14 protein-coding genes are annotated in these 18,645 nt (G+C 63.9%); 2 read left to right on the forward strand and 12 right to left on the reverse strand.

The genetic code is table 11. The annotated features are described in order from the left end of the window. Nucleotides 1-125: 125 nt before the first annotated feature. Both VR863_RS01685 and VR863_RS01690 read left to right on the forward strand, forming a co-directional pair. Nucleotides 126-1,862 (forward strand): class I adenylate-forming enzyme family protein, encoded by a 1,737-nt coding sequence (locus tag VR863_RS01685; RefSeq protein ID WP_324826698.1) that lies wholly within the window; start codon nucleotides 126-128, stop codon nucleotides 1,860-1,862. Further along, the gene (locus VR863_RS01690) at nucleotides 1,859-3,097 is read left to right on the forward strand and encodes a TetR/AcrR family transcriptional regulator (protein ID WP_324826699.1); all 1,239 of its coding nucleotides are present in this window, start codon (nucleotides 1,859-1,861) and stop codon (nucleotides 3,095-3,097) included. Before VR863_RS01685 ends, VR863_RS01690 begins: the two co-directional genes overlap by 4 nt. Here VR863_RS01690 and VR863_RS01695 read toward each other — a convergent pair. From VR863_RS01695 to VR863_RS01750, 12 genes are all read right to left on the reverse strand, one after another. Then, nucleotides 3,089-4,390, reverse strand: a complete 1,302-nt coding sequence (locus VR863_RS01695) for an MFS transporter (RefSeq protein WP_324826700.1) — start codon at nucleotides 4,388-4,390, stop codon at nucleotides 3,089-3,091. The two genes, VR863_RS01690 and VR863_RS01695, sit on opposite strands and share 9 nt — an antisense overlap. Next, nucleotides 4,387-5,451: an acyl-CoA dehydrogenase family protein gene (locus VR863_RS01700; protein ID WP_324826701.1), complete on the reverse strand. Its 1,065-nt coding sequence runs from the start codon at nucleotides 5,449-5,451 to the stop codon at nucleotides 4,387-4,389. Before VR863_RS01700 ends, VR863_RS01695 begins: the two co-directional genes overlap by 4 nt. Before the next feature lie 15 nt (nucleotides 5,452-5,466). Next, nucleotides 5,467-6,678 carry an acyl-CoA dehydrogenase family protein gene (locus tag VR863_RS01705; protein ID WP_324826702.1) on the reverse strand — a complete coding sequence of 404 codons (1,212 nt, stop codon included), beginning with the start codon at nucleotides 6,676-6,678 and terminating at the stop codon, nucleotides 5,467-5,469. 91 nt (nucleotides 6,679-6,769) lie between these two features. After that, nucleotides 6,770-7,504 carry a 3'(2'),5'-bisphosphate nucleotidase CysQ gene (locus VR863_RS01710; protein ID WP_324826703.1) on the reverse strand — a complete coding sequence of 245 codons (735 nt, stop codon included), beginning with the start codon at nucleotides 7,502-7,504 and terminating at the stop codon, nucleotides 6,770-6,772. A gap of 90 nt (nucleotides 7,505-7,594) precedes the next feature. Then, complete coding sequence (locus VR863_RS01715) at nucleotides 7,595-8,887, reverse strand: sugar MFS transporter (RefSeq protein WP_324826704.1); 1,293 nt, start codon at nucleotides 8,885-8,887, stop codon at nucleotides 7,595-7,597. Between the two features lie 113 nt (nucleotides 8,888-9,000). Continuing rightward, nucleotides 9,001-11,385, reverse strand: a complete 2,385-nt coding sequence (locus VR863_RS01720; RefSeq protein WP_324826705.1) for a glycoside hydrolase family 3 protein — start codon at nucleotides 11,383-11,385, stop codon at nucleotides 9,001-9,003. Nucleotides 11,386-11,467: 82 nt separating this feature from the next. Continuing rightward, entirely contained in the window at nucleotides 11,468-12,667 is a 1,200-nt protein-coding gene (locus VR863_RS01725) for an MFS transporter (protein WP_324826706.1), read from the reverse strand. Beyond that, nucleotides 12,654-13,715: a LacI family DNA-binding transcriptional regulator gene (locus VR863_RS01730; RefSeq protein WP_324826707.1), complete on the reverse strand. Its 1,062-nt coding sequence runs from the start codon at nucleotides 13,713-13,715 to the stop codon at nucleotides 12,654-12,656. The genes VR863_RS01725 and VR863_RS01730 overlap by 14 nt, the downstream gene beginning before the upstream one ends. A gap of 65 nt (nucleotides 13,716-13,780) precedes the next feature. Continuing rightward, nucleotides 13,781-15,280: a tryptophan halogenase family protein gene (locus tag VR863_RS01735; protein WP_324826708.1), complete on the reverse strand. Its 1,500-nt coding sequence runs from the start codon at nucleotides 15,278-15,280 to the stop codon at nucleotides 13,781-13,783. After that, complete coding sequence (locus VR863_RS01740; protein WP_324826709.1) at nucleotides 15,277-16,308, reverse strand: cupin-like domain-containing protein; 1,032 nt, start codon at nucleotides 16,306-16,308, stop codon at nucleotides 15,277-15,279. The genes VR863_RS01735 and VR863_RS01740 overlap by 4 nt, the downstream gene beginning before the upstream one ends. Beyond that, complete coding sequence (locus VR863_RS01745; protein WP_324826710.1) at nucleotides 16,301-17,020, reverse strand: SapC family protein; 720 nt, start codon at nucleotides 17,018-17,020, stop codon at nucleotides 16,301-16,303. Before VR863_RS01745 ends, VR863_RS01740 begins: the two co-directional genes overlap by 8 nt. Continuing rightward, the gene (locus VR863_RS01750) at nucleotides 17,017-18,570 is read right to left on the reverse strand and encodes a tryptophan halogenase family protein (protein WP_324826711.1); all 1,554 of its coding nucleotides are present in this window, start codon (nucleotides 18,568-18,570) and stop codon (nucleotides 17,017-17,019) included. Before VR863_RS01750 ends, VR863_RS01745 begins: the two co-directional genes overlap by 4 nt. Nucleotides 18,571-18,645 lie beyond the last annotated feature (75 nt).

Consider the following 18,645-nt stretch of genomic DNA (forward strand, 5'->3'; position numbering starts at 1 on the left):
TTTCAATCGTTCTTGCCACCCTCATACCTGACCTTCGAAGGCGACTTGCGCCCGATGGCGGGTGAAGGGTAGGACTAGCAGGGAGAGAGAGTCGCCCGCACCATGCGGCGAACGAGGGGATGCAAATGAGCGATCTTGCGAGCGCGATCGGCTGGGCGCCGCCCGCCGGTTGGCCGGCGATGAGCCGGGCGCAATGCCGGGACCGGTTGACGAAGCCGGGCGAGCGGTTCGAAATGGAAACGGTCGATATTCGCGGCGTTCCCACGCGCGTTTGGAAGAACAGCCCGCCGAACCTGCGGGCCATCGCCCTTGCCGGGCGCGCGCACGGCGATCGCCTGTTCACCATCTACGAAGACGAACGCGTCAGTTTCGATGCCTGGTTTCGCGCGGTCGCACGGCTGGCGGCAGAATTTCAGAATCGCGGCGTGACCAAGGGGGACCGCGTGGCGTTGGCCATGCGGAACCTGCCCGAATGGCCTGTGGCGTTTTTTGCCGCCACCACGATCGGCGCGATTTGCGTGCCCCTGAACGCGTGGTGGACGGGGCCGGAACTGGCCTTCGGTCTGGCCAATTCCGGGGCCAGACTGCTGGTCTGCGATGACGAACGCTGGGACCGTATCGCACCGCATATGGGCGAATGCCCCGATCTTGCGACCGTATTCGTATCGCGCTGCGAAGCCGAACCGGAGCAGGCCGAACGGCTGGAATCGATCATCGGTTCGCCAAGCCAGTATAGTTCGTTGCCCGCCGCAGACCTGCCCGATGTCGACATCGGGCCGGACGATGAAGCGACCATCTTCTACACCAGCGGAACAACCGGCCAACCCAAGGGCGCGCTCGGCACGCACCGGAACCTGGCGACGAATATCCTGTCGAGCGGGTGGAGCGTGGCGGTTGCCGCGCTGCGCCGGGGCGACGATCCGCCCGAACCGGTTCAGAAGGTTGGCCTGACGGTGATCCCGCTGTTCCACGTCACCGCCTGTTCGGCGAGCATGATGGGTGCGGTGGTGGCCGGCCATACGCTTGTCTTCATGCACAAGTGGGATCCGGTTAAGGCGTTCGCGCTGATCGAGAGCGAGAAGGTCAATCTGACCGGCGGCGTGCCGACCATCGCCTGGCAATTGATCGAGCATCCCGAACGGTCGAAATTCGATCTCTCCAGCCTGGAATCGATTTCCTATGGAGGGGCGCCCGCCGCGCCCGAACTGGTGCGCAAGATTTACGAAACGTTCGGTGCTCTGCCGGGCAACGGCTGGGGCATGACCGAAACCATGGCCACGGTGACGGGCAACAATTCGGAAGACTACTTCAACCGTCCGGCAAGCTGCGGACCGCCGGTAGCGGTGGCCGATCTGAAGATCATGTCGGAAGACGGCACGCGCGAACTTGCGACCGGCGAAGTGGGCGAATTGTGGGCGCGCGGGCCGATGGTGGTGAAGGGCTACTGGAACCGCCCCGAAGCGACGGCGGAAACCTTCATCGACGGCTGGGTCCGGACCGGCGATCTCGCGCGGCTCGATGACGAAGGTTTCTGCTATATCGTCGACCGCGCGAAGGACATGATCATCCGCGGGGGTGAAAACATCTATTCATCCGAAGTGGAGAACGTCCTTTACGACCATCCGGCGGTTACCGACGCGGCGCTGATTGGCCTGCCGCACAAGACGCTGGGCGAAGAACCGGCCGCAGTGGTCCACCTTGCACCCGGCACCAGCGCGACCGAGGACGAACTGCGCGAATGGGTGGCCATCCGGTTGGCGAAATTCAAGGTTCCGGTCCGGATTGCGTTTGTCGAGGAAACCTTGCCGCGCAACGCCAACGGCAAGATCCTGAAGAAGGATCTCGGAGCCTTCTTCGCATGAGCAAATCGGTCGCCAAGGGCGTGGAAACGCGCAAGTTTGGCGAAAAGCGCGGAGCGATTGTCCATGCAGCGGGCGCGCTCATCAACGAAGTCGGGGTTCAGGCCACCACGCTGGCCGATGTGGCGCGCGCCATCGGGCTGAACGCCACCAGCGTGACCTATTATTTCCCGCGCAAGGAACAGCTCGTCGTCGCAGTGTACGACGAGACGCTGACGGTGATGGAACGCATGGCGAGCGCCGCGCTGGCCGAGAAAGACCCTGCCGCCAGGCTGCGGCGCTACATCGCGGATCATGTGGCGTTGCGAAAACGCATTCGCGCGGGCGAACGGGGGCGGGTGGCCGCGCTTTCCGAAATTCGCACGCTGGACCAGGAAGTGCAGGAGCCGCTGCTGGCGCATTATCGCCGGGTGGTGGACATCGTCAGGCGGTTCTTCGGGGAAGCCGGCAGCGATGGCGAACGCGCCCTGTTTTCGGCACGCGCGCATATCCTGCTGGAAGCGCTGATGTGGTGGCCGGTGTGGTCCCTGCAATATTCGGTTCTCGACTTCAAACGGATCGAGGCGCGGCTTTTCGACGTGCTGGCGCATGGGCTTCCGGCGATGAAGGGCCGTTTCGATCCGCAGGCGCTGATCGGTAACTGGCGCACGGGTGATGACGGGGACGTCAACCAGAACGAAGCGTTCCTGCGCGCCGCCACGGTCATGATCAACGAACGCGGGTATCGCGGGGCTTCGGTGAACCGGATCGCGGAAAGCCTCAACGTTACCAAGGGCAGTTTCTACCACCACCATCAGGCCAAGGACGACCTCGTGCTCGCCTGTTTCCAGAAGAGCTATGACCGGATGTCGTCCGTGCAGATGGGCGGCATGGGCATCGGCACCGATTACTGGACCCGCCTGTCGAGCGTGCTGGCAGAACTGGTCGACATGCAGTTCTTCGACGCCACGCCGCTGCTGCGGACCACCGCGCTGCAGGCGCTCGATGCCGATCACAAGATCAATGTGGTAACGCGCTCCAACCGGCTGGCCCGCCGGTTTGCAGGAATGCTGATCGACGGGATTTCCGATGGATCGGTGCGCCCCATTGACCCGCTCGTTGCCGGTCAGGTGATCATGTCGACTGTGAACTCGGCCTATGAAGCGCGCTTGTGGGCGGCCCGGTTCGAACGGCCCGAACAGGCTATCGGCACGTATCTTTCGGCCCTGTCGGACGGGATGCTGGCGCCGTCACGCTAAGGAGCGCGGTTCGCGCACCTTCCAGATCATCACGACCAGCGAGGCCAGCAGCGCGGCAACCGACACCGCGATCAGCGGCGTGTAACCCAAGCCGGCAATCGCCAACCCGCCCAACACCGGCCCGACCGAGGACACGGCCCCTTCGACCGCTGTCACAAGCGCCAGGCGCATGGGGATATCCTCATGCTCCCCGAATTCCAGGACCAGCGTCATCGCAGCCATCATCCAGCCGGAAAACCCGATCCCCAACGCGACGAAGGCGAGGTGCAGCAACCAGCCATCGCCAAGGACCAGCAGTGCCATGCCCGCAAGGCTGCTGGCCAGCGATCCGACATAGACTAGGCGGAAACCGAAGCGGTCCCCTATCGCGCCCCACGCCAGGTTCGCGAGGGTATCGGCAGCAAGGAATGCGAGACTGAGCGAGCCGATCAGCGCCCCGCTCAGGCCGAGCCGGTCGCCGACATACAGCGTCCAGAATGGCAGGCCCACGCGCGCGATCGCGGCCAGGCCGTGGGCGACCAGAAAGGCGCGGAAATCCCGGTGGGTTAGCAATTCTCCGAACTGACCCAGCCGTTCGCGCAAGGGAATGGCCGGCCGCAGCGTCGGTGCATCGGGTTCGCGCAGGCCAGCCTGCAGCGCGAACAAGCCGATCGAGGTCAGGATAAAGGCGAGCAGGAACGTCGTGGCATATCCGTTGCCTAGCCACTGCTGCTCGATGAAATAATGGCCGGCCACCCACGCAAGGCCGGCGGCGATCAGCCCGCCGAGCATGTTGCGAATTCCCTGGAGGCGGCCACGCCGGCGGATCGGGATGACCTTTGCCATCAGCATCTGGAACGCGACCCTTTGCGCGCCCGAGAAGAAGCCGAGCAGCAGGAATGCGGCCAACGTGACGGCAAGCAACGCGGTGCCTTCGAGCGTCCACGCAGCGATCGCGACGGCCAGCACCATGACGCGCATCATCGACCCGACGCCGACGGCGTATGGCATGATCCGTTTTCGGCTTTCGACCTTGGCCCCCGACAAGATGGGAGAGACCGTGCCGCCCAGTTGAAGAAGGGCGGTTCCCAGACCGACGGCAGCGGCACTGCCGGTGAGAAGGTAGAGGTAGGCGGGTATGATCGTCGGCGCGTAGATCAGGCGAAAGCCGGTCATCCCGAACACGCCATGAAGCAGCGTTACGCGGTAATTGCGCGCAAGATTTGCCTCCATGTAGGTATGGTGGCGCTCCCAGCTATCACTTGCCGGGAGCGCCTCCAGATCTTCGCCCGAGGGGGCGAGCGCGTCGCTCAATAGCTACCCAGCTTCGCGAAGCGGTCCTTCATCTGGCTGCTCGACCCGAAGCTGGCTTCGAGAACCCGGGCACGCTTGAGATAGAAGCCGACATCGTATTCGTCCGTCATGCCGATACCGCCGTGCAACTGGATGCCCTCGTTGCTCATCTTGTGGAGCACGCGGTTGGCTTCGGCCTTGGCGATGGTTGCGGCACGGTCGATCCCGAACCCTGAATCGACCGCCTGAAGCCCGGCTTCGACCGCCGAACGCATCTGCGCAAGATCAGCAAACAGATCGGCCATGCGGTGCTGCAAGGCCTGGAAGCTGGCAAGGACCTGGTTGAACTGGACGCGCTGCTTAAGGTAATCGAGCGTGGTGTCGAACACATGCTGCGCCATGCCGAGCATTTCGGCTGCCGTCAGCACCCGCGCCCGGTCGAGCACGTCTTCGAGCAGCGTCTCACCCCCGCCTTCAAGCCTGCTGGCCGTTGCCCCGTCGAACGTGACATGGGCGTGGCTGCGCTGGTCGGCTAGCTTGCGGGTGGCGAGCGAAACGCCGTCTCCCTTTTCGACGAGATAGAGGCCGTCCTTGGCGGCGACCACGAACAGGTCGGCCCCATGCGCTTCGTGAACGAAGGCCTTTGTCCCCGTCAGCGTGCCGTTGGACACGGTCGTTTTCCCGTCACCAGTGTCGCTGGCATCATCGATGGCAAGCGTTGCAATCGCTTCACCGCTGGCCAGTCGGGGCAGCCAGTGTGCCTTTTGTTCGTCGCTGCCGCCCAGGATGATTGCGCTGGCGGCAATCGTGTTAACGACCAGCGGGCTGGCGGTCAGCGTCTTGCCCAGTTCCTCGACCACCAGGCCGGCCGAAAGCCATCCGAAGTCCGACCCGCCGTGCTCTTCGGGAATAATAACCCCGGCCCAGCCCATTTCGGCCATCGTGCCATAGGCATCCCGATTGAACGCTTCGGGTTCGCCGCTTGCGCGAACCTTGCGGAATTCGGTCACCGGGCTTTCGTTGGTCGCCCAGTCGCGCGCCATGTCGCGCAGCATTTCCTGTTCTTCGTTGAGAACTGCCATGATCCTGCGCTCCTCTTACTGGTGGTCGAGCATGCCGAGCACACGCTTGGCGATGATGTTGTTCTGGATTTCGGTCGAACCGCCGTAGATAGTGGTCGCCTTGCCGAAGAGCCATCCGCGCACGGCATCCAGCTCGCCACCGGAAAAACCGTCACCTTCCCAGCCCAGCCCTTGCAGGCCGCGGATTTCGATCAGCAGCTCGGATCGCTCCTGGCTCAATTTGGTGCCCAGCTTCTTCAGGACCGAACTGATTTCGGAAACCCCGCCCGCCGCCTTGCTTTCCTCGACCGCGCGGCGCGCCGTCATCAGGAAGCTGTTCCAGCGGATCTCGAAGTCGGCGATCTTGTCGCGCAGGACCTTGTCCTCAAGCGCGCCATCGGCGTCGGTGGCGCGGTATTTTTTGGCGATATCGCCAAGGCTCTGCCCCATCAGGCGCGCCAGGCCGCCGCCGCCCGAAATGTTGGTGCGTTCGTGCTGGAGCAGGCGCTTGCCGATCGTCCAGCCCTGGCCCTCTTCGCCAACCAGGTTTTCCTTGGGCACTTTCACATCGGTGAAGAAGGTTTCGCAAAACGGGCTCATGCCGCTGATCATCTGGATGGGGCGGACTTCGACGCCCGGCGCATCCATGTCGATCAGCATGAAGCTGATGCCCTTGTGCTTGTCGCTCTTGTCGGTGCGGACGATGGCGAAGCATTTGTCGGCCCACTGACCGCCGCTGGTCCAGGTCTTCTGGCCATTGACGATGTAATGATCGCCCTTGTCTTCGGCAAAGGTCTGGAGGTTCGCAAGGTCGGACCCGGCGTTGGGTTCGGAATAACCCTGGCACCATCGGATTTCGCCGCGGGTGATCGGGGGGATGTGCTCCGCCTTCTGGGCCTCGCTGCCGTATTCCAGCAGGGTGGGGCCGAACATCATCACGCCCATGCCGCCGATGGGGTTGTAGGCACCGGCCTTGGCCATTTCCTGGTCGAGGATCTTGGCCTGTTTGCGCGACAGGCCGCCCCCACCATATTCCCTAGGCCAGGTGGGCGTGCCCCAGCCGCGTGCGCCCATCGCTTCGCGCCACGCGGTCTGCGCGGGTGTTTCGCGCGTCGGGCCGTCGACCCCGGCCAAAGCGTTCGACTTGTTCTTCAGTTCGGGGGGGAAATGCTCCACGAGGAATTGCTGCACTTCCGCACGGAAGGCCTCCTCGTCGGAACGGGTGTCGGCTTCTAGCTGCGTGGCCATGGCGCTGTTCTCTCCTCTATGCGGCGACTCCCATACCGCAATTCGGGACAGCGCGAAAATACGCTAGGGCAGGGCGGCCCGGCGTGCGTGCTCAATCACCCAATCGGGCCACTTCATCGAGGACTCGGGGCGCCCATTCGGGGCGGCAGATCAGCAGGTCCGGCATGTATGTGTCGGTCTGGTTGTAGATCAGCGGGCTGCCATCGACACGGCTGGCGTGCAGTCCGTGCGCCAGTGCGACTGCGGCAGGTGCGGCGCTGTCCCATTCATACTGTCCGCCGGTGTGGAGATAGATTTCGGCTTCGCCCCGCACCACGGCCATCGCCTTTGCACCAGCCGATCCCATGGCCACCAGCTCACCGCCAATGGTTTGCGCCACGGCGACGGCTTCCTTGGCTGGGCGCGTACGGCTGACGACCAGCCGCGGGGTCTGTGCCGCCTCTGGCAAGGCAACGGGGGCATCGGTCCGCAAGACCGAGCCAAGGCCGGGCAGCGCGACAGCGCCGATTTCCGGCCGCCCATCGATGCACAAGGCCACATGGACGGCCCAGTCGCTCCGCGCTTCGCCGTATTCGCGCGTGCCGTCGACAGGGTCCACAATCCAGACGCGCTTTTTCGAAAGGCGGTCGGCGGTGTCCTTGCTTTCTTCGGACAGCAAGCCGTCGTCGGGGCGCTGTTCGCGCAAGGCATGGACGAGGAACTGGTTGGCGGTTTCATCGCCCGCCTTGCCCAGGGACTTGCCCTGGAACATCCCGCTTTCCCGCACTTCGATCAGGATCCTGCCCGCAACTTCGGCGAGATGGGCGGCAAGTTCGGCATCGGTCATGCGGAAAAAGTCCTTGGGTCAAAAAGTTCGGGGGCCCGCATGGCAGACCAAAGCCGCCATGCGAACCCCCGATGTTGTGCGGTTGCGAAATCAGGCCGGTCGGCGGGCGAAAACCCCGAAGCCGGCAATGATCGCGTAGCAGGCGATCGGCAGCACCATGGCCGTGGCCAGGCTTCCGCTGACATCGGCAATCATGCCGAAAAGCAGCGGGACCACCGCACCGCCGAAGATGGCGACGTTGATGATGCCCGAACCGTCCGCAGCGCGCGGCCCCAGCTTTTCGCAAGCAAGCGAGAAGATGGTCGGGAACATGATCGAATTCATCAGGCCGACGGCCAGCAGGCTGTAAGCCGCGACTTCGCCGGTGGTCATCGTGCTGATCAGGATCAGCAGGATCGAACCGGCGGCGTTGAAGGCGAGGATCTTGCCCGGCGAAAAGATGCGGAGGAAGTACGAGCCGATGAAACGGCCAATCATGGCGCCGCCCCAGTAAAGCCCGATCATCCACCCCACGACGCCTTCGGGCTGGCCGAGCACGCGATCGAGAGCGAGATAGTTGATGATGATCGAACCGATCGAAACTTCCGCGCCTACATACAGGAAGATGCAGAGCGCGCCGTAACCGAACCGCCCGCGCTTCAGCAGGTCGAGCCCGGCAAGCCCCGAAGACGCTTCGTGTTTTTCGCCCTTGAGGCGATCGCGGAACGACCACACGGCCAGAGCGACAAGCCCGATCAGCACGGCAACACCGAGATAGCCCTGCCAGATCGCTTCGCTTTCCGCCTGGCGATAGGCGGTCAGTTCGGCGCCCGACAATTGGTCCGCACTGACGTTTGCCAGGCTACCGAGAATGACGGCGGCCCCGATGATCGGGAAGATGGTGGTGCCGAGCGAATTGAACGCCTGCGCAAAGGTGAGGCGGCTGTGCGCCGTTTTTTGCGGACCGAGCAGCGAAATCAGCGGATTGGCCACGACCTGCACGATCACCACACCGCTCGCCAGCACGAAGAGCGCCAGCAGGAAAACCCAGTAAGTGGCGTTCTGGCTCGCTGGAATGAACATCAGGCAGCCGACCATCATGGTGAGCAGGCCGGCAACAGCCCCGCGCATGTAACCGATCTTCTTGACCAGCTTGGCACCAGGAATGCCCACCACCAGATAAGCCGTGAAGAAGCAGAACTGCACCAGCATGGCCTGGGTGTAATTGAGGGTGAAGAGCTCTTTCAGCTTGGGGATGATCACATCGTTGAGCGAGGTGATGCCGCCAAAAATGAAGAACAGCCCGAAGACGAAATATTGCAGACCCGGTGCGTTGATCGGGGTGCCTTCTTCCTCGATCGCATTGGGGTCGGTGCTCGACGTGATGTCGGGTGCCAGTGCCATTTCAGTTTTCCTCCCGATACCGGCTTATCGGTGCCGGCTGTTATGATCCGGGCAACTTGCGCCAACCCTGCGCCAAGTGCCAGATCGAATACGAATACGTCTGTACCCGTCCGTCAGAACGAACAGGCGGTCCCTTCCGGCATTTCGCGGCGCGCAATTTCGGCGATGCGGAGCTTCAATGTCCCCTGCGCCGTGATCGACACGCTGTCGCCGAGCCCCGGCGCGCAAGCTTCGGTCACGATCATCTCGCGCCAGTCCTTGCCTTCTGCATGGGCAAGATGGCGGGTGATGTCGATTTGCGTCTGGCCGATGGTCAGCATGACGCGTTCGGCAGGGCGCGCGTCGATCGCATAGGTAATGCGATACCCGCCGGTGCCGGTGCCCGACTGGGTCAGGGTCAAGGTGGAACCGGGCGCAAAGGTTACTTCGCGCGCGTCTTCCTGGCGCTGGTTGTCGATCCCGCGGGCATCGATGCCGCCAGCCGATCCGCGCAGGTTGGGCAGGGCAGCACCACCGGCGCTGGCGGTAATCGCCGTGCCAAGCCGGCCGTTGACGAACCATTCGGCGCCGACGCCGCCGGTCAGGTATCCGCAGGTTTCCTCGAGCGCACCCGTTGGTGCGGTATCGCCAAGCGAACGGCCAAAACCGAGCGGGAAGAGAGAGCCTTGCGGTCCGTTTACCGGCGTTCCGCCGCAATCGGCCGGCCAGCTGAAGGACAGGCGGCCTGTCGCAGCGCGCTTGCCGAACAGGATATCGGCCACACCGGCGCCTTCGCTACCCGGAAGCCACGATGCGACGAACGCGTCCGCCGCGTTGATTTCGCGGTTCATCCACATAGGGCGGCCCGACAGGAATACCGCCACGGTGGGCACGCCTTCGGATTTGAACTTCCGCAACAGCGAAAGCCCTTCTTCATCGGTGAAGACAAGGTTCTTACGGTCACCCGCGAATTCGGCGTACGGCTCCTCGCCAAACACCACCACGGCAACATCGGGCTTTTTCGAATAGGTGCCGTCTTCGGAAAGAACCGCGCTTCCGCCCGCTTCGCGAGCCGCGCGTTCCAGGCCCGCCCAGATGGAAGTCGCGCCGGGGAAATAGTCGTTGGTCAGTTCGCGCCCGCCCTGCCAGGTCAGCGTCCAGCCGCCCGATGCCTGCGCGATGCTGTCGGCTGCGCGTCCGGCGACGAGAACCGATTTCGCACCGCCCAGCGGGAGGATGCCTTCGTTCTTGATGATGACCTGCGACTTGGCCACCGCTTCGCGCGCAATCGCACGATGTTCGGGCGAACCCAGCTTGGCCATGTCGCCCGCGTGGATGCGTTCGACGGGGCGTTTGGCCCCGGCTTCCAGCAGGCCGGCGCGCATTTTCATCCGCAGGACGCGGCCCACGGCTTCGTCCAGCTTGGCCATCGGGATGGTGCCATCCGCGACCTGCGCGACGAGGTTGTCCATCAACCCCTTCCAGTCGTCGGGGACCATGTAGATATCGAGTCCGGCGAGCAGAGCCTGCGGGCAATCGGTCACGGTGCAGCCCGCAACCTGTCCGTGGCCGTTCCAGTCGCCCACAACGACGCCGTTGAAACCCATTTCGCCGCGCAGAACGCCGGTCAGCATCGCTTCGTTGCCATGCATCTTGTGGCCGTTGATCGAATTGAAGCTGGCCATCACGGACTGGACGCCCGCACCGATTGCGGCGGGGTATGGAACCGCATGGATCGCTTTGAGCTGATCGATATCGCCGTTCACATCGCCCTGGTCGACGCCCTGATCGGTGCCGCCATCGCCGAAGAAATGCTTGGCGGTCGCGATGACGTGGCCATCGCCCAGGAAGGCCTGCGTGCCGGGCTGGCCCTGCAAACCTTCGACTAGCGCGGCGCCCATCCGGGCGGTAAGGTTGGGGTCTTCGGAATAGCTTTCATAGGCGCGGCCCCAGCGATCGTCGCGGGCCACGGCGACCGTGGGAGAGAAGTTCCAGTCGATGCCGGTAACTTCGATTTCGACCGCGGTTGCCGACCCGATGCGGCGCACCAGATCCGCATCGCCCGTGGCTCCCAATGCCACGTTGTGCGGAAAGATCGTCGCCCCGATGACATTGGTGTGGCCATGAACGGCGTCGGTGCCCCAGATGGTCGGGATCACCGGTTCGCCGCCAGCCAGGGGCTGGACCGACGCGACATACATTTCGTCCGCCAGCCTGAGCCATTCGGCAGCCGGCGCGTATTCATCGCCATAGGGGCCGCCGTTGCCGCCGTTCAGATAGCTGCCGAAGCGATAGCGGCGCATGTCTTCGGCGGTGAAGGAATTGATTTGCGGCTGGATCAGCTGGGCGACCTTGCGCTCCACGCTCATGCGCGAAAGCAGATCGGAAACGCGGGCGCCTTCGGCCTGTTGGGCTGCGGTGATTTCGGTAACGGGGGCGGCGCTTTCGATCCCGGCCTGAGGAGCAGTGCACCCGACCAGTGCGACACACGCCACGGTAGCAGACAAAAACGCTTTCATTCCCAATCCCCTCACCGTCCCCGATTCAGTTGGGAACGTTCTCAATTCGGAATTGCCATGCGTCTTGTGCAAGGTCAAGCTCCTAGAGCCGTCGGACCGACACGAGCAGGAGGCAGGCTGTCGCGGAAAGCGCCGCGAGCACGAGGAAAAGCGCGCCGAACCCGAACAGCGGAACCAGCGCGAGGGTGAGCCAGGGCATGATCAGCGACGGCACCGTGTTGGTGAGGTTGAACAACCCCAGATCGCGGCCGCGCGTGGCCGGTTGTGGCAAGACCCGCAGGGTCTGGCTCGAATGGAGGGACAGGAACACGCTGGTTGCCAGGCCGAACAGAATGTATCCCGCAATGCCTGTTGCCAGGTCGTCCGCCAGAGCCATTGCCAGCAGGCCGAGCGCGCCTACCCCCGCGCCAAGCGTGAGGGGCAGTATCGGCCGATCGGTCCGGTCGGACCAGCGCCCGCTTGCCAGCGCCAGAGGCACGGAGATGCACAGCACCACGCTGAACACCGCTGCGGTATCGTTGTCGGTCACCGATGGATCAATGCTGCGGAACCAGTACAACAGGAACGCGAACAGCGCCGCTTCGGCGATCTGCACCAGCAGACGGGCCAGCCACATTCGCGCCAAAGTGCCCCGTGGGCGCGGGTTCGGCGGGCTTTGCGCCGGTTCTTCCGAAGCCATCAGTTGCGGCATCGCCCGCGGCTTGCCGAACATCAGCACGGGCAGAACCATGGCCGCGACCAGCGCCGCGACTACACCCAGACGGGTATCGGCATGGGCAAGGCCCGGCAGGGTTACAAGCGCCCCGGACAAGGCGCCCAGCGCAGGGGCGAAAGCCAGCAAACCGCCCAGCAGCCCTTTCTGGGCGTCGGGCACGCAATCGCCGGCCCATGCGGCCAGCGGGCCCAGCATCATGTTGAGCGCGAACTGCCAGGCGACAAGAAGGATGACGAGCGACGGCAAGTCATCGGCCATCCGCATGGCGACCAACAAGGCGCACGATAGCGCCAGCCCGCCCGCGATAAGTGGGCGGCGGGTGCCGATCCGATCACTTAACCAGCCGAAACCGATATTGGCGAGACTGGCGGCAATCGCCCCGGCAAACGCGGCGTAGGCAAGGACCGTGACCCGCTGCTCCCCGGCGAAGTCACTGATCCGTTCGGGCAGCAGGACGGTGAGGAAGGGCACATAGGCAACGGCTCCGCCAGCCGCGGCCATCGCGTAAAGCCACAGAAACCGGCGTGACTGGTGTGCGGGTGCCGCGGCGCGATCAGTTGCCGGCACGGTGCGGCGCCCGTGCGGTCGATCCGCGTACCACGATTTCGCCTTGCAGTACGATGGGTTGGTCCGGCGGCGTCTGGTCGCGGCTGTCGATCAGCAATTCCACGGCGCGCGCAGCGGTGGCGGCGATCGGCTGGTCGAGCGCGGTCAGCGGCGGACGGGTAAAGCGCACGATGGGTGTGTTGTCGAAACTGATCAGTGAAAGATCGTCCGGAATTACCAGCCCCCGCTGCTGCGCGACCTCCATCGTGGCCAGTGTCATCTGATCGCTGCTGGCGATGATGGCTGTAGGCGGGTCGGCAAGGTCCAGCAGTTCTGTCGCGGCAACCAACCCGCTGTCGAAGCCGAAATCGCCGCGCGCACACAGATCGTCATGGGCAAGGCCTGCCCTGTCCATCGCTTCGCGCCAGCCATCGATACGCCATCCGGCAAGGCTGTATTCCTCGGGCCCCGCGATGAAGCCGATGCGGGTGTGACCCAGTTCGACAAGATATTCGGTGGCCATGGCGGCCAGGTGTTCGTCGCCCATCGTCATGGCGATGCCCGGTCCCGGCTTCTTCGAACCGATACGCGCAAACGGAATCTGACGCTTGGCAAGCAGGCCGGTGATCAACGGATTTTCGGAGTGGGGCGGGGTGAGCACCACGCCATCGGGTTGAAGCGCGGCGATGGCCGCACCCAGTTCGCGTTCTACGTGGTCGCTGTGGGTGTCGACCAGTTCGACCAGCATCCGGTACCCGCGATCGGCGCAGGTCAGCATCCCGCCAAGCAGCATCTGGTCGACCCAGTCCGTGCCCTGCCGTGCCCGCCAGTCGGCAATCGTGCGTTCGCGGTCGTTGATCGCGAGGATCAGGTAGGACCGCGATCCGCTCATCCGCTGTGCGGCGATGGAGGGCACATAGCCGAGCTTGTCGATGCTGGCCTGGACGCGTTCCTTCATCTGCGGACGCACGTTGGGTTCGTTGTTGATGACGCGGCTTACCGTCTGCAGGGAAACCCCTGCATCGGCTGCGACATGCTTGATGGTGACCGCCTGACGACGCCGTCCCATGAACTCAAAACCCCCTGTATTCGGCAGATTCCCTAGTGCGCCCCTTGGGCAATGGCCAGCCCCGGTCAGGCGGCTTGCGCTTCTTTCGCCCCGCAATATTGCGCCACATATTCGTGGTGTGCGGGCATCGATGCGACGGTTGCAGCCACATTGTCCCGCAAGCCCTTGAGAAACATGGCCAGTTCGTCGTCGGGCATCTTGCGGGCGATGGGGTGGTGCGCGCGGGGCATTATGCCCTGGCCCATCATCACCTGCACCCAGCTGTTCTCCACGAACAGTTCTTCGTTCTTGCGAAACACGCGGCCCGTTTCGCGGAAGAGTTCGATCTTCTGTTCCAGGCTATCGGGAATTTCCATGGCCGCGCACTGCCGCCAGAACGGGCTGTCGCGCCGGTCGGTGGCCTTGTAGTGCAGGATCAGGAAATCGCGGACCTGGACCATGTCGGTCATCTGCTGGTCGTTGAATTCGTCCACATCGCGCTGGCTGACTTCGCCTGCCGGCATCATCCGCAACAGGCGCAGGATGGCGCGCTGGATCAGGTGGATGCTGGTCGATTCCAGCGGCTCGAGGAACCCGCCCGAAAGGCCCACGGCTATGCAGTTGCGATGCCACTGCTTGCGGCGTGCGCCGGTAACGAACGGGATCGCCCGCGGTTCGGTCAGCGGTTCGCCCTCGATCGTCGACAGCAGGCGGTCGAGCGCGGCGTCCTTCGACAGGTAACGGCTGCAATAGACGATGCCGTTGCCGCCGCGATGCTGCAACGGAATGCGCCATTGCCATCCGGCGTCATGCGCGATCGCACGGGTATAGGGGATGGGCGGGCGCACGCTTTTGGTTTGCACCGCGATTGCGGAATCGCACGGCAGGTAATGGCGCCAGTCGTCATAGCCGACATGCAGCGCCCCTTCGATCAGCAGAGCCCGAAATCCGGTGCAATCGAGGAACAGGTCCCCTTCGATCCGCTTCCCTCCTTCGAGCACCAGCGCCGCGATATCGCCGCTTTCGTGCAGACGCACCTCGTCGATCTTGCCTTCGGTCCGCACACAGCCGGCTTGTTCGGCAAGGCGGCGCAGATACGCGGCATAGCGGGTGGCATCGAGCTGGAAGGCGTAGTTGACCTTGCCGTCGGGCAAATGCGCAAACTTGCCGGCATGGGCGGCCTGCAGTTCCAGACAGTAATCGTCATAGCTTTCCTGGTGCCCGCGCTCACGCCCTTCCATCCAGAAATGCTGGAAGCCGGCGGTCCAGTGATCGCGCCCGGTCATGCCGAAGGAGTGGAAGTAGTTTTCGCCATCCACGCGCCAGTTTTCGAATTCGATGCCCAGTTTGAAAGTGGCCTGGGTTTCGCGCATGAATTCGTTTTCGGGAATCCCGACGATACGGTTGAAGTTGACCAGCGGCGGGATGGTGCTTTCGCCAACGCCGACAGTGCCGATGGCATCGGATTCCACCAGCGTCAGGTCCACCGCTTCGCCCATCGTGCGGGCAATCGCGGCGGCGGCCATCCATCCGGCGGTTCCACCGCCGGCGATCACGATACGCTTGCGCGGATGGTTGGTGTTCATCGGTTTAGGGTCCTCAGCAGAAAGGCGCGGATCTGGCCGGCGGTTTCGGGTGTCAGAGTGTCAAGGATGCCGCGGGCGGCCTCGGGGATATGGTCGGTGACATCGGGCGCGCTATCGAACACGTAATAGTCGAACAGCTCGCGCCAGATATCCTTGTCGGCCTGCGGCAGATCGCGCAGCGCAAGGATCGCGTGGTTCAGCGCTTCCTGCGGCTGGCCCAGAAAGGCCGGGGTTTCGCGCCACCAGTAATTCACGAGGATGTTGAACGGATCGAGCCCTTCGACGTGGTGCCACCACATCGACGGGATGTAGATCGCATCGCCCGGCTCCAGTTCGGCGACCATGCCGTTCTCCATCGCTTCGGCGAAGCGTGGATAGGCATCAAGGTCCGGGGCGTGAAAATCGACCATGCTGACCGTACGACCGGCGGGGGTGTTCTCGATCGGGCCGAGATACAGGTTCCTGTACTGGTCGGGCGGAAAGACGGTGAAACGCCTGTGGCCCACCGCGCAGCAGGCAAGGTTGCGCGGGAAATCGCTGTGGGCGGCAACGCGCGTGGCGGTGCCGATCCAGATACTTTCCAGCGGTTCGCGGTCGATCACGGGGGACGGATTGTCTTCGGCAAGGCCTGTGAAGAACGTCCGCATGTCCACCGATGTCAGGTAGATGGCCGGGGCATCGGCGCGGCCTTCGTTGTCGTCGAACCCGCGGAAGATATCGGCCAGCTTCCCGCGAGCCGTGCGAAAGTTCATGGCGAAATCATCGTCGTAGAACAGCCGCCCGTCGCGGCCCGGTTCGCCGATCGAGACGGTGAACGGGGCAGGGCGCGCCCGTTCGAGCAGATATTGTCGTGCCGCGCGGCCCGATTCGAGGCCTGCACGCACCAGCGGCCAATCGCGCACCAGACCGCGCACCACAAACGGTTCGCTCGCCTTGTCGATCGCGGCGGCCAGCGCGGCCGGGTCGCCGGCCTCACGCTCGTCGACCGTTCTCATGGCGGAGAAAATGGCGGGGTCCGCGTCAGCCACCTGTGTGCCTTGCGTCCTTTCTCGCGGCCAGTCCGGACAGGTGCGAAAGCGATGCGATCGCCATGAACAGCGGCATCAGGTGGCCTTCGCCATGCAGATCGGCCAGCGCGTCTGCATCGAGCGCGCGCAGCGTTTCTTCGTTGACGATGTGGAAGCCGACCAGCGAATGCTTCGATCCGTCGCTCAGCGGCACTTCGAGGGAAAACGGTTCCAGCAATTCGTGCCGTTCGAGCGCGGCGTAGAAGCCGGCGCTGCGTTCATATCCCACGTGCAGCGAACCGAGCATTTCGGCGATGGTTTCGAGAAACGGGGTGGGCTGGCCGGTTTCGTCGAACACGCGCGTGCCTTCACCGCTGGTTGAAATGCGCGGGTGATCCATGTCGACATGGACCTGACCTTCGCCTTCCCCATCGGCAGGGCGGCCGACCAGGAACGGCTGGATCGCCATGGAAAGGGGGCGATAGCGTGCGTCCCATTTTCCGTTCGACAGATACAGGTTCTCCCCGTTTTCGAAGCCCAGCAGGGCCATGGCGGAAAAGCTGCCCGATCCAGCGTCCCGCTTGAACAGGATGGGATATTCGGCCTGAACCTTGCGAAATTCATCGGGCACGACCAGCGCAGCCATCGCAGCGTCACCCAGCGCGGAATCGGCGTGCGTGTGCACGCGCAGATCGGCGTGCTGGGCGTTGTTGAGGATCTGGTGGTTGCTCATGGTAAGGCGTTTTCTCCCTGCGCCGTCGCTGCGGTCGCCGTCGTTTTCATTGCATCTGTGTAGATGCGGTTCGTGGGCAAGGCGGATACCAGGCCCCGCGCCCGTTCGTGCACCTCGGCAAGCCGGGCGCGTGCCTGTGCGCCGACCGTGTTGCTGCCGCCTGCGCGCGGGATGGCAAAGCCCATTCCGTAGAGCACATATTGCTGGCTGGCAGCGGAAAAAATCTCGTCGATTTGTGGAAAATCCCATGTCGATGGCGGCTGATCGCGCCACAGCACAAGCTGGTTGGCGAGGCTTTGCGGGATCGTGGCCGGATCGCGCTGTGCCATCCAGTAGGGTTCCGCGCGCGCGCTGAGGACATAGTGCAGCTTGAGGAAGTCGACGATCCTGTCCCAGCGATACCGGAACAGCGCGTTGAACCGTTCGGCATGGATCGGCATCGCATCGCTGCTGGTGGGGAAATTGTCCGCCAACGCCTTCAGGGAAAGTTCGATCATCACGATGGCCGATGCTTCCAGCGGTTCAATGAAACCGGCCGAGAGACCCACGGCCAGACAGTTGCCGCGCCAGAAATGTTCGCGGTGCCCCGTCGCGAAGGACAGCTTGCGCGGAGACAGCGATCCGGCGTCCGCACCTGGAACGTGGCTGGCGATATGCGCGCGAAGGATTGCCTCTGCCCGGTCATCATCCATGTAGCGCGAGGAATAGACGCAGCCGACGCCGCGACGGGTCGGCAGGGCAATGTCCCATATCCAGCCGCCCTCGTGAGCGGTCGCCACGGTTTGCGAGGCGATTGCGCTGCCCGGTACGACCGGCACCTGAACCGCCAGCGCCCGATCGTTGAAGGACACATCCGACCGGTCGACCCAAGCGCTTCGGCAGTGGTCGCCGATGAGCAGGGCCTTCATGCCGCTGCAATCGAGGAAGAAATCGCCTTCAAGCCGGCCGATCCCGGCCAGTTCGACGGCTTCGATCGCATCGGGGCGGCCCACCACCCCCGTCACCCGGTCGCTCAGGTGGGTGACGCCCAGGTGCATGGTGGCGTGTCGGCGCAGCATGGCGGCAAGTTTGCCCGCATCGAGATGATAGCCGTAGTTCAGCGCGCCTGCGTATCCGGGCATCGCCCGCTGGCGCGGGGCAAGATCACGCGCGCAAGCGGCGGCCTGAGGGGTCATCGCTGCGGCGAAGCTGCCGTGCGGGCCTGTGTCCTGCCATGCGGCCAGCAAAGCCCGCATATCGTCCGGGGGCGGGGGAGTGAAGGGGTGGAGATAGCTGTCGTCCGGCGCGCCCGTGACCCAGCCGTCGAACCGCGATCCCTGCTTGAACGACGCATCGCATTCGCGAAGGAAATCGTCTTCGGCGATGCCGATGGTGCGCAGTGTCTCCCGCAAGGTCGGCCAACTGCCTTCGCCAACCCCGATGGTGGGAATATCGGGCGATTCCACCAGCGTTATGGCGAGATCCGGCCTGCGCGCAGCCATCACGCAGGCGGCAAGCCAGCCTGCGGTTCCGCCGCCGACGATCACAAATCTGTCAATCGTTCCGGTCATCGTCCTGCACCATAACCATGTCCGCGCCCGATCCGAAAGAGAAGAGCCGCACTGCGCGGGCAGTGCGGCTCTCTC

Origin of the sequence: Qipengyuania zhejiangensis, assembly GCF_035607565.1 — a bacterium.
GTDB lineage: Bacteria > Pseudomonadota > Alphaproteobacteria > Sphingomonadales > Sphingomonadaceae > Qipengyuania > Qipengyuania zhejiangensis.

Excerpts from the sequence above, each read along its gene's own strand:
- VR863_RS01735 (WP_324826708.1), bottom strand. The coding sequence starts at position 15,280 with ATGAACACCAACCATCCGCGCAAGCGTATCGTGATCGCCGGCGGTGGA.
- VR863_RS01715 (WP_324826704.1), bottom strand. The coding sequence starts at position 8,887 with ATGGCACTGGCACCCGACATCACGTCGAGCACCGACCCCAATGCGATC.
- VR863_RS01710 (WP_324826703.1), bottom strand. The coding sequence starts at position 7,504 with ATGACCGATGCCGAACTTGCCGCCCATCTCGCCGAAGTTGCGGGCAGG.
- VR863_RS01745 (WP_324826710.1), bottom strand. The coding sequence starts at position 17,020 with ATGAGCAACCACCAGATCCTCAACAACGCCCAGCACGCCGATCTGCGC.
- VR863_RS01685 (WP_324826698.1), top strand. The coding sequence starts at position 126 with ATGAGCGATCTTGCGAGCGCGATCGGCTGGGCGCCGCCCGCCGGTTGG.
- VR863_RS01705 (WP_324826702.1), bottom strand. The coding sequence starts at position 6,678 with ATGGCCACGCAGCTAGAAGCCGACACCCGTTCCGACGAGGAGGCCTTC.
- VR863_RS01690 (WP_324826699.1), top strand. The coding sequence starts at position 1,859 with ATGAGCAAATCGGTCGCCAAGGGCGTGGAAACGCGCAAGTTTGGCGAA.
- VR863_RS01700 (WP_324826701.1), bottom strand. The coding sequence starts at position 5,451 with ATGGCAGTTCTCAACGAAGAACAGGAAATGCTGCGCGACATGGCGCGC.
- VR863_RS01720 (WP_324826705.1), bottom strand. The coding sequence starts at position 11,385 with ATGAAAGCGTTTTTGTCTGCTACCGTGGCGTGTGTCGCACTGGTCGGG.
- VR863_RS01730 (WP_324826707.1), bottom strand. The coding sequence starts at position 13,715 with ATGGGACGGCGTCGTCAGGCGGTCACCATCAAGCATGTCGCAGCCGAT.
- VR863_RS01750 (WP_324826711.1), bottom strand. The coding sequence starts at position 18,570 with ATGACCGGAACGATTGACAGATTTGTGATCGTCGGCGGCGGAACCGCA.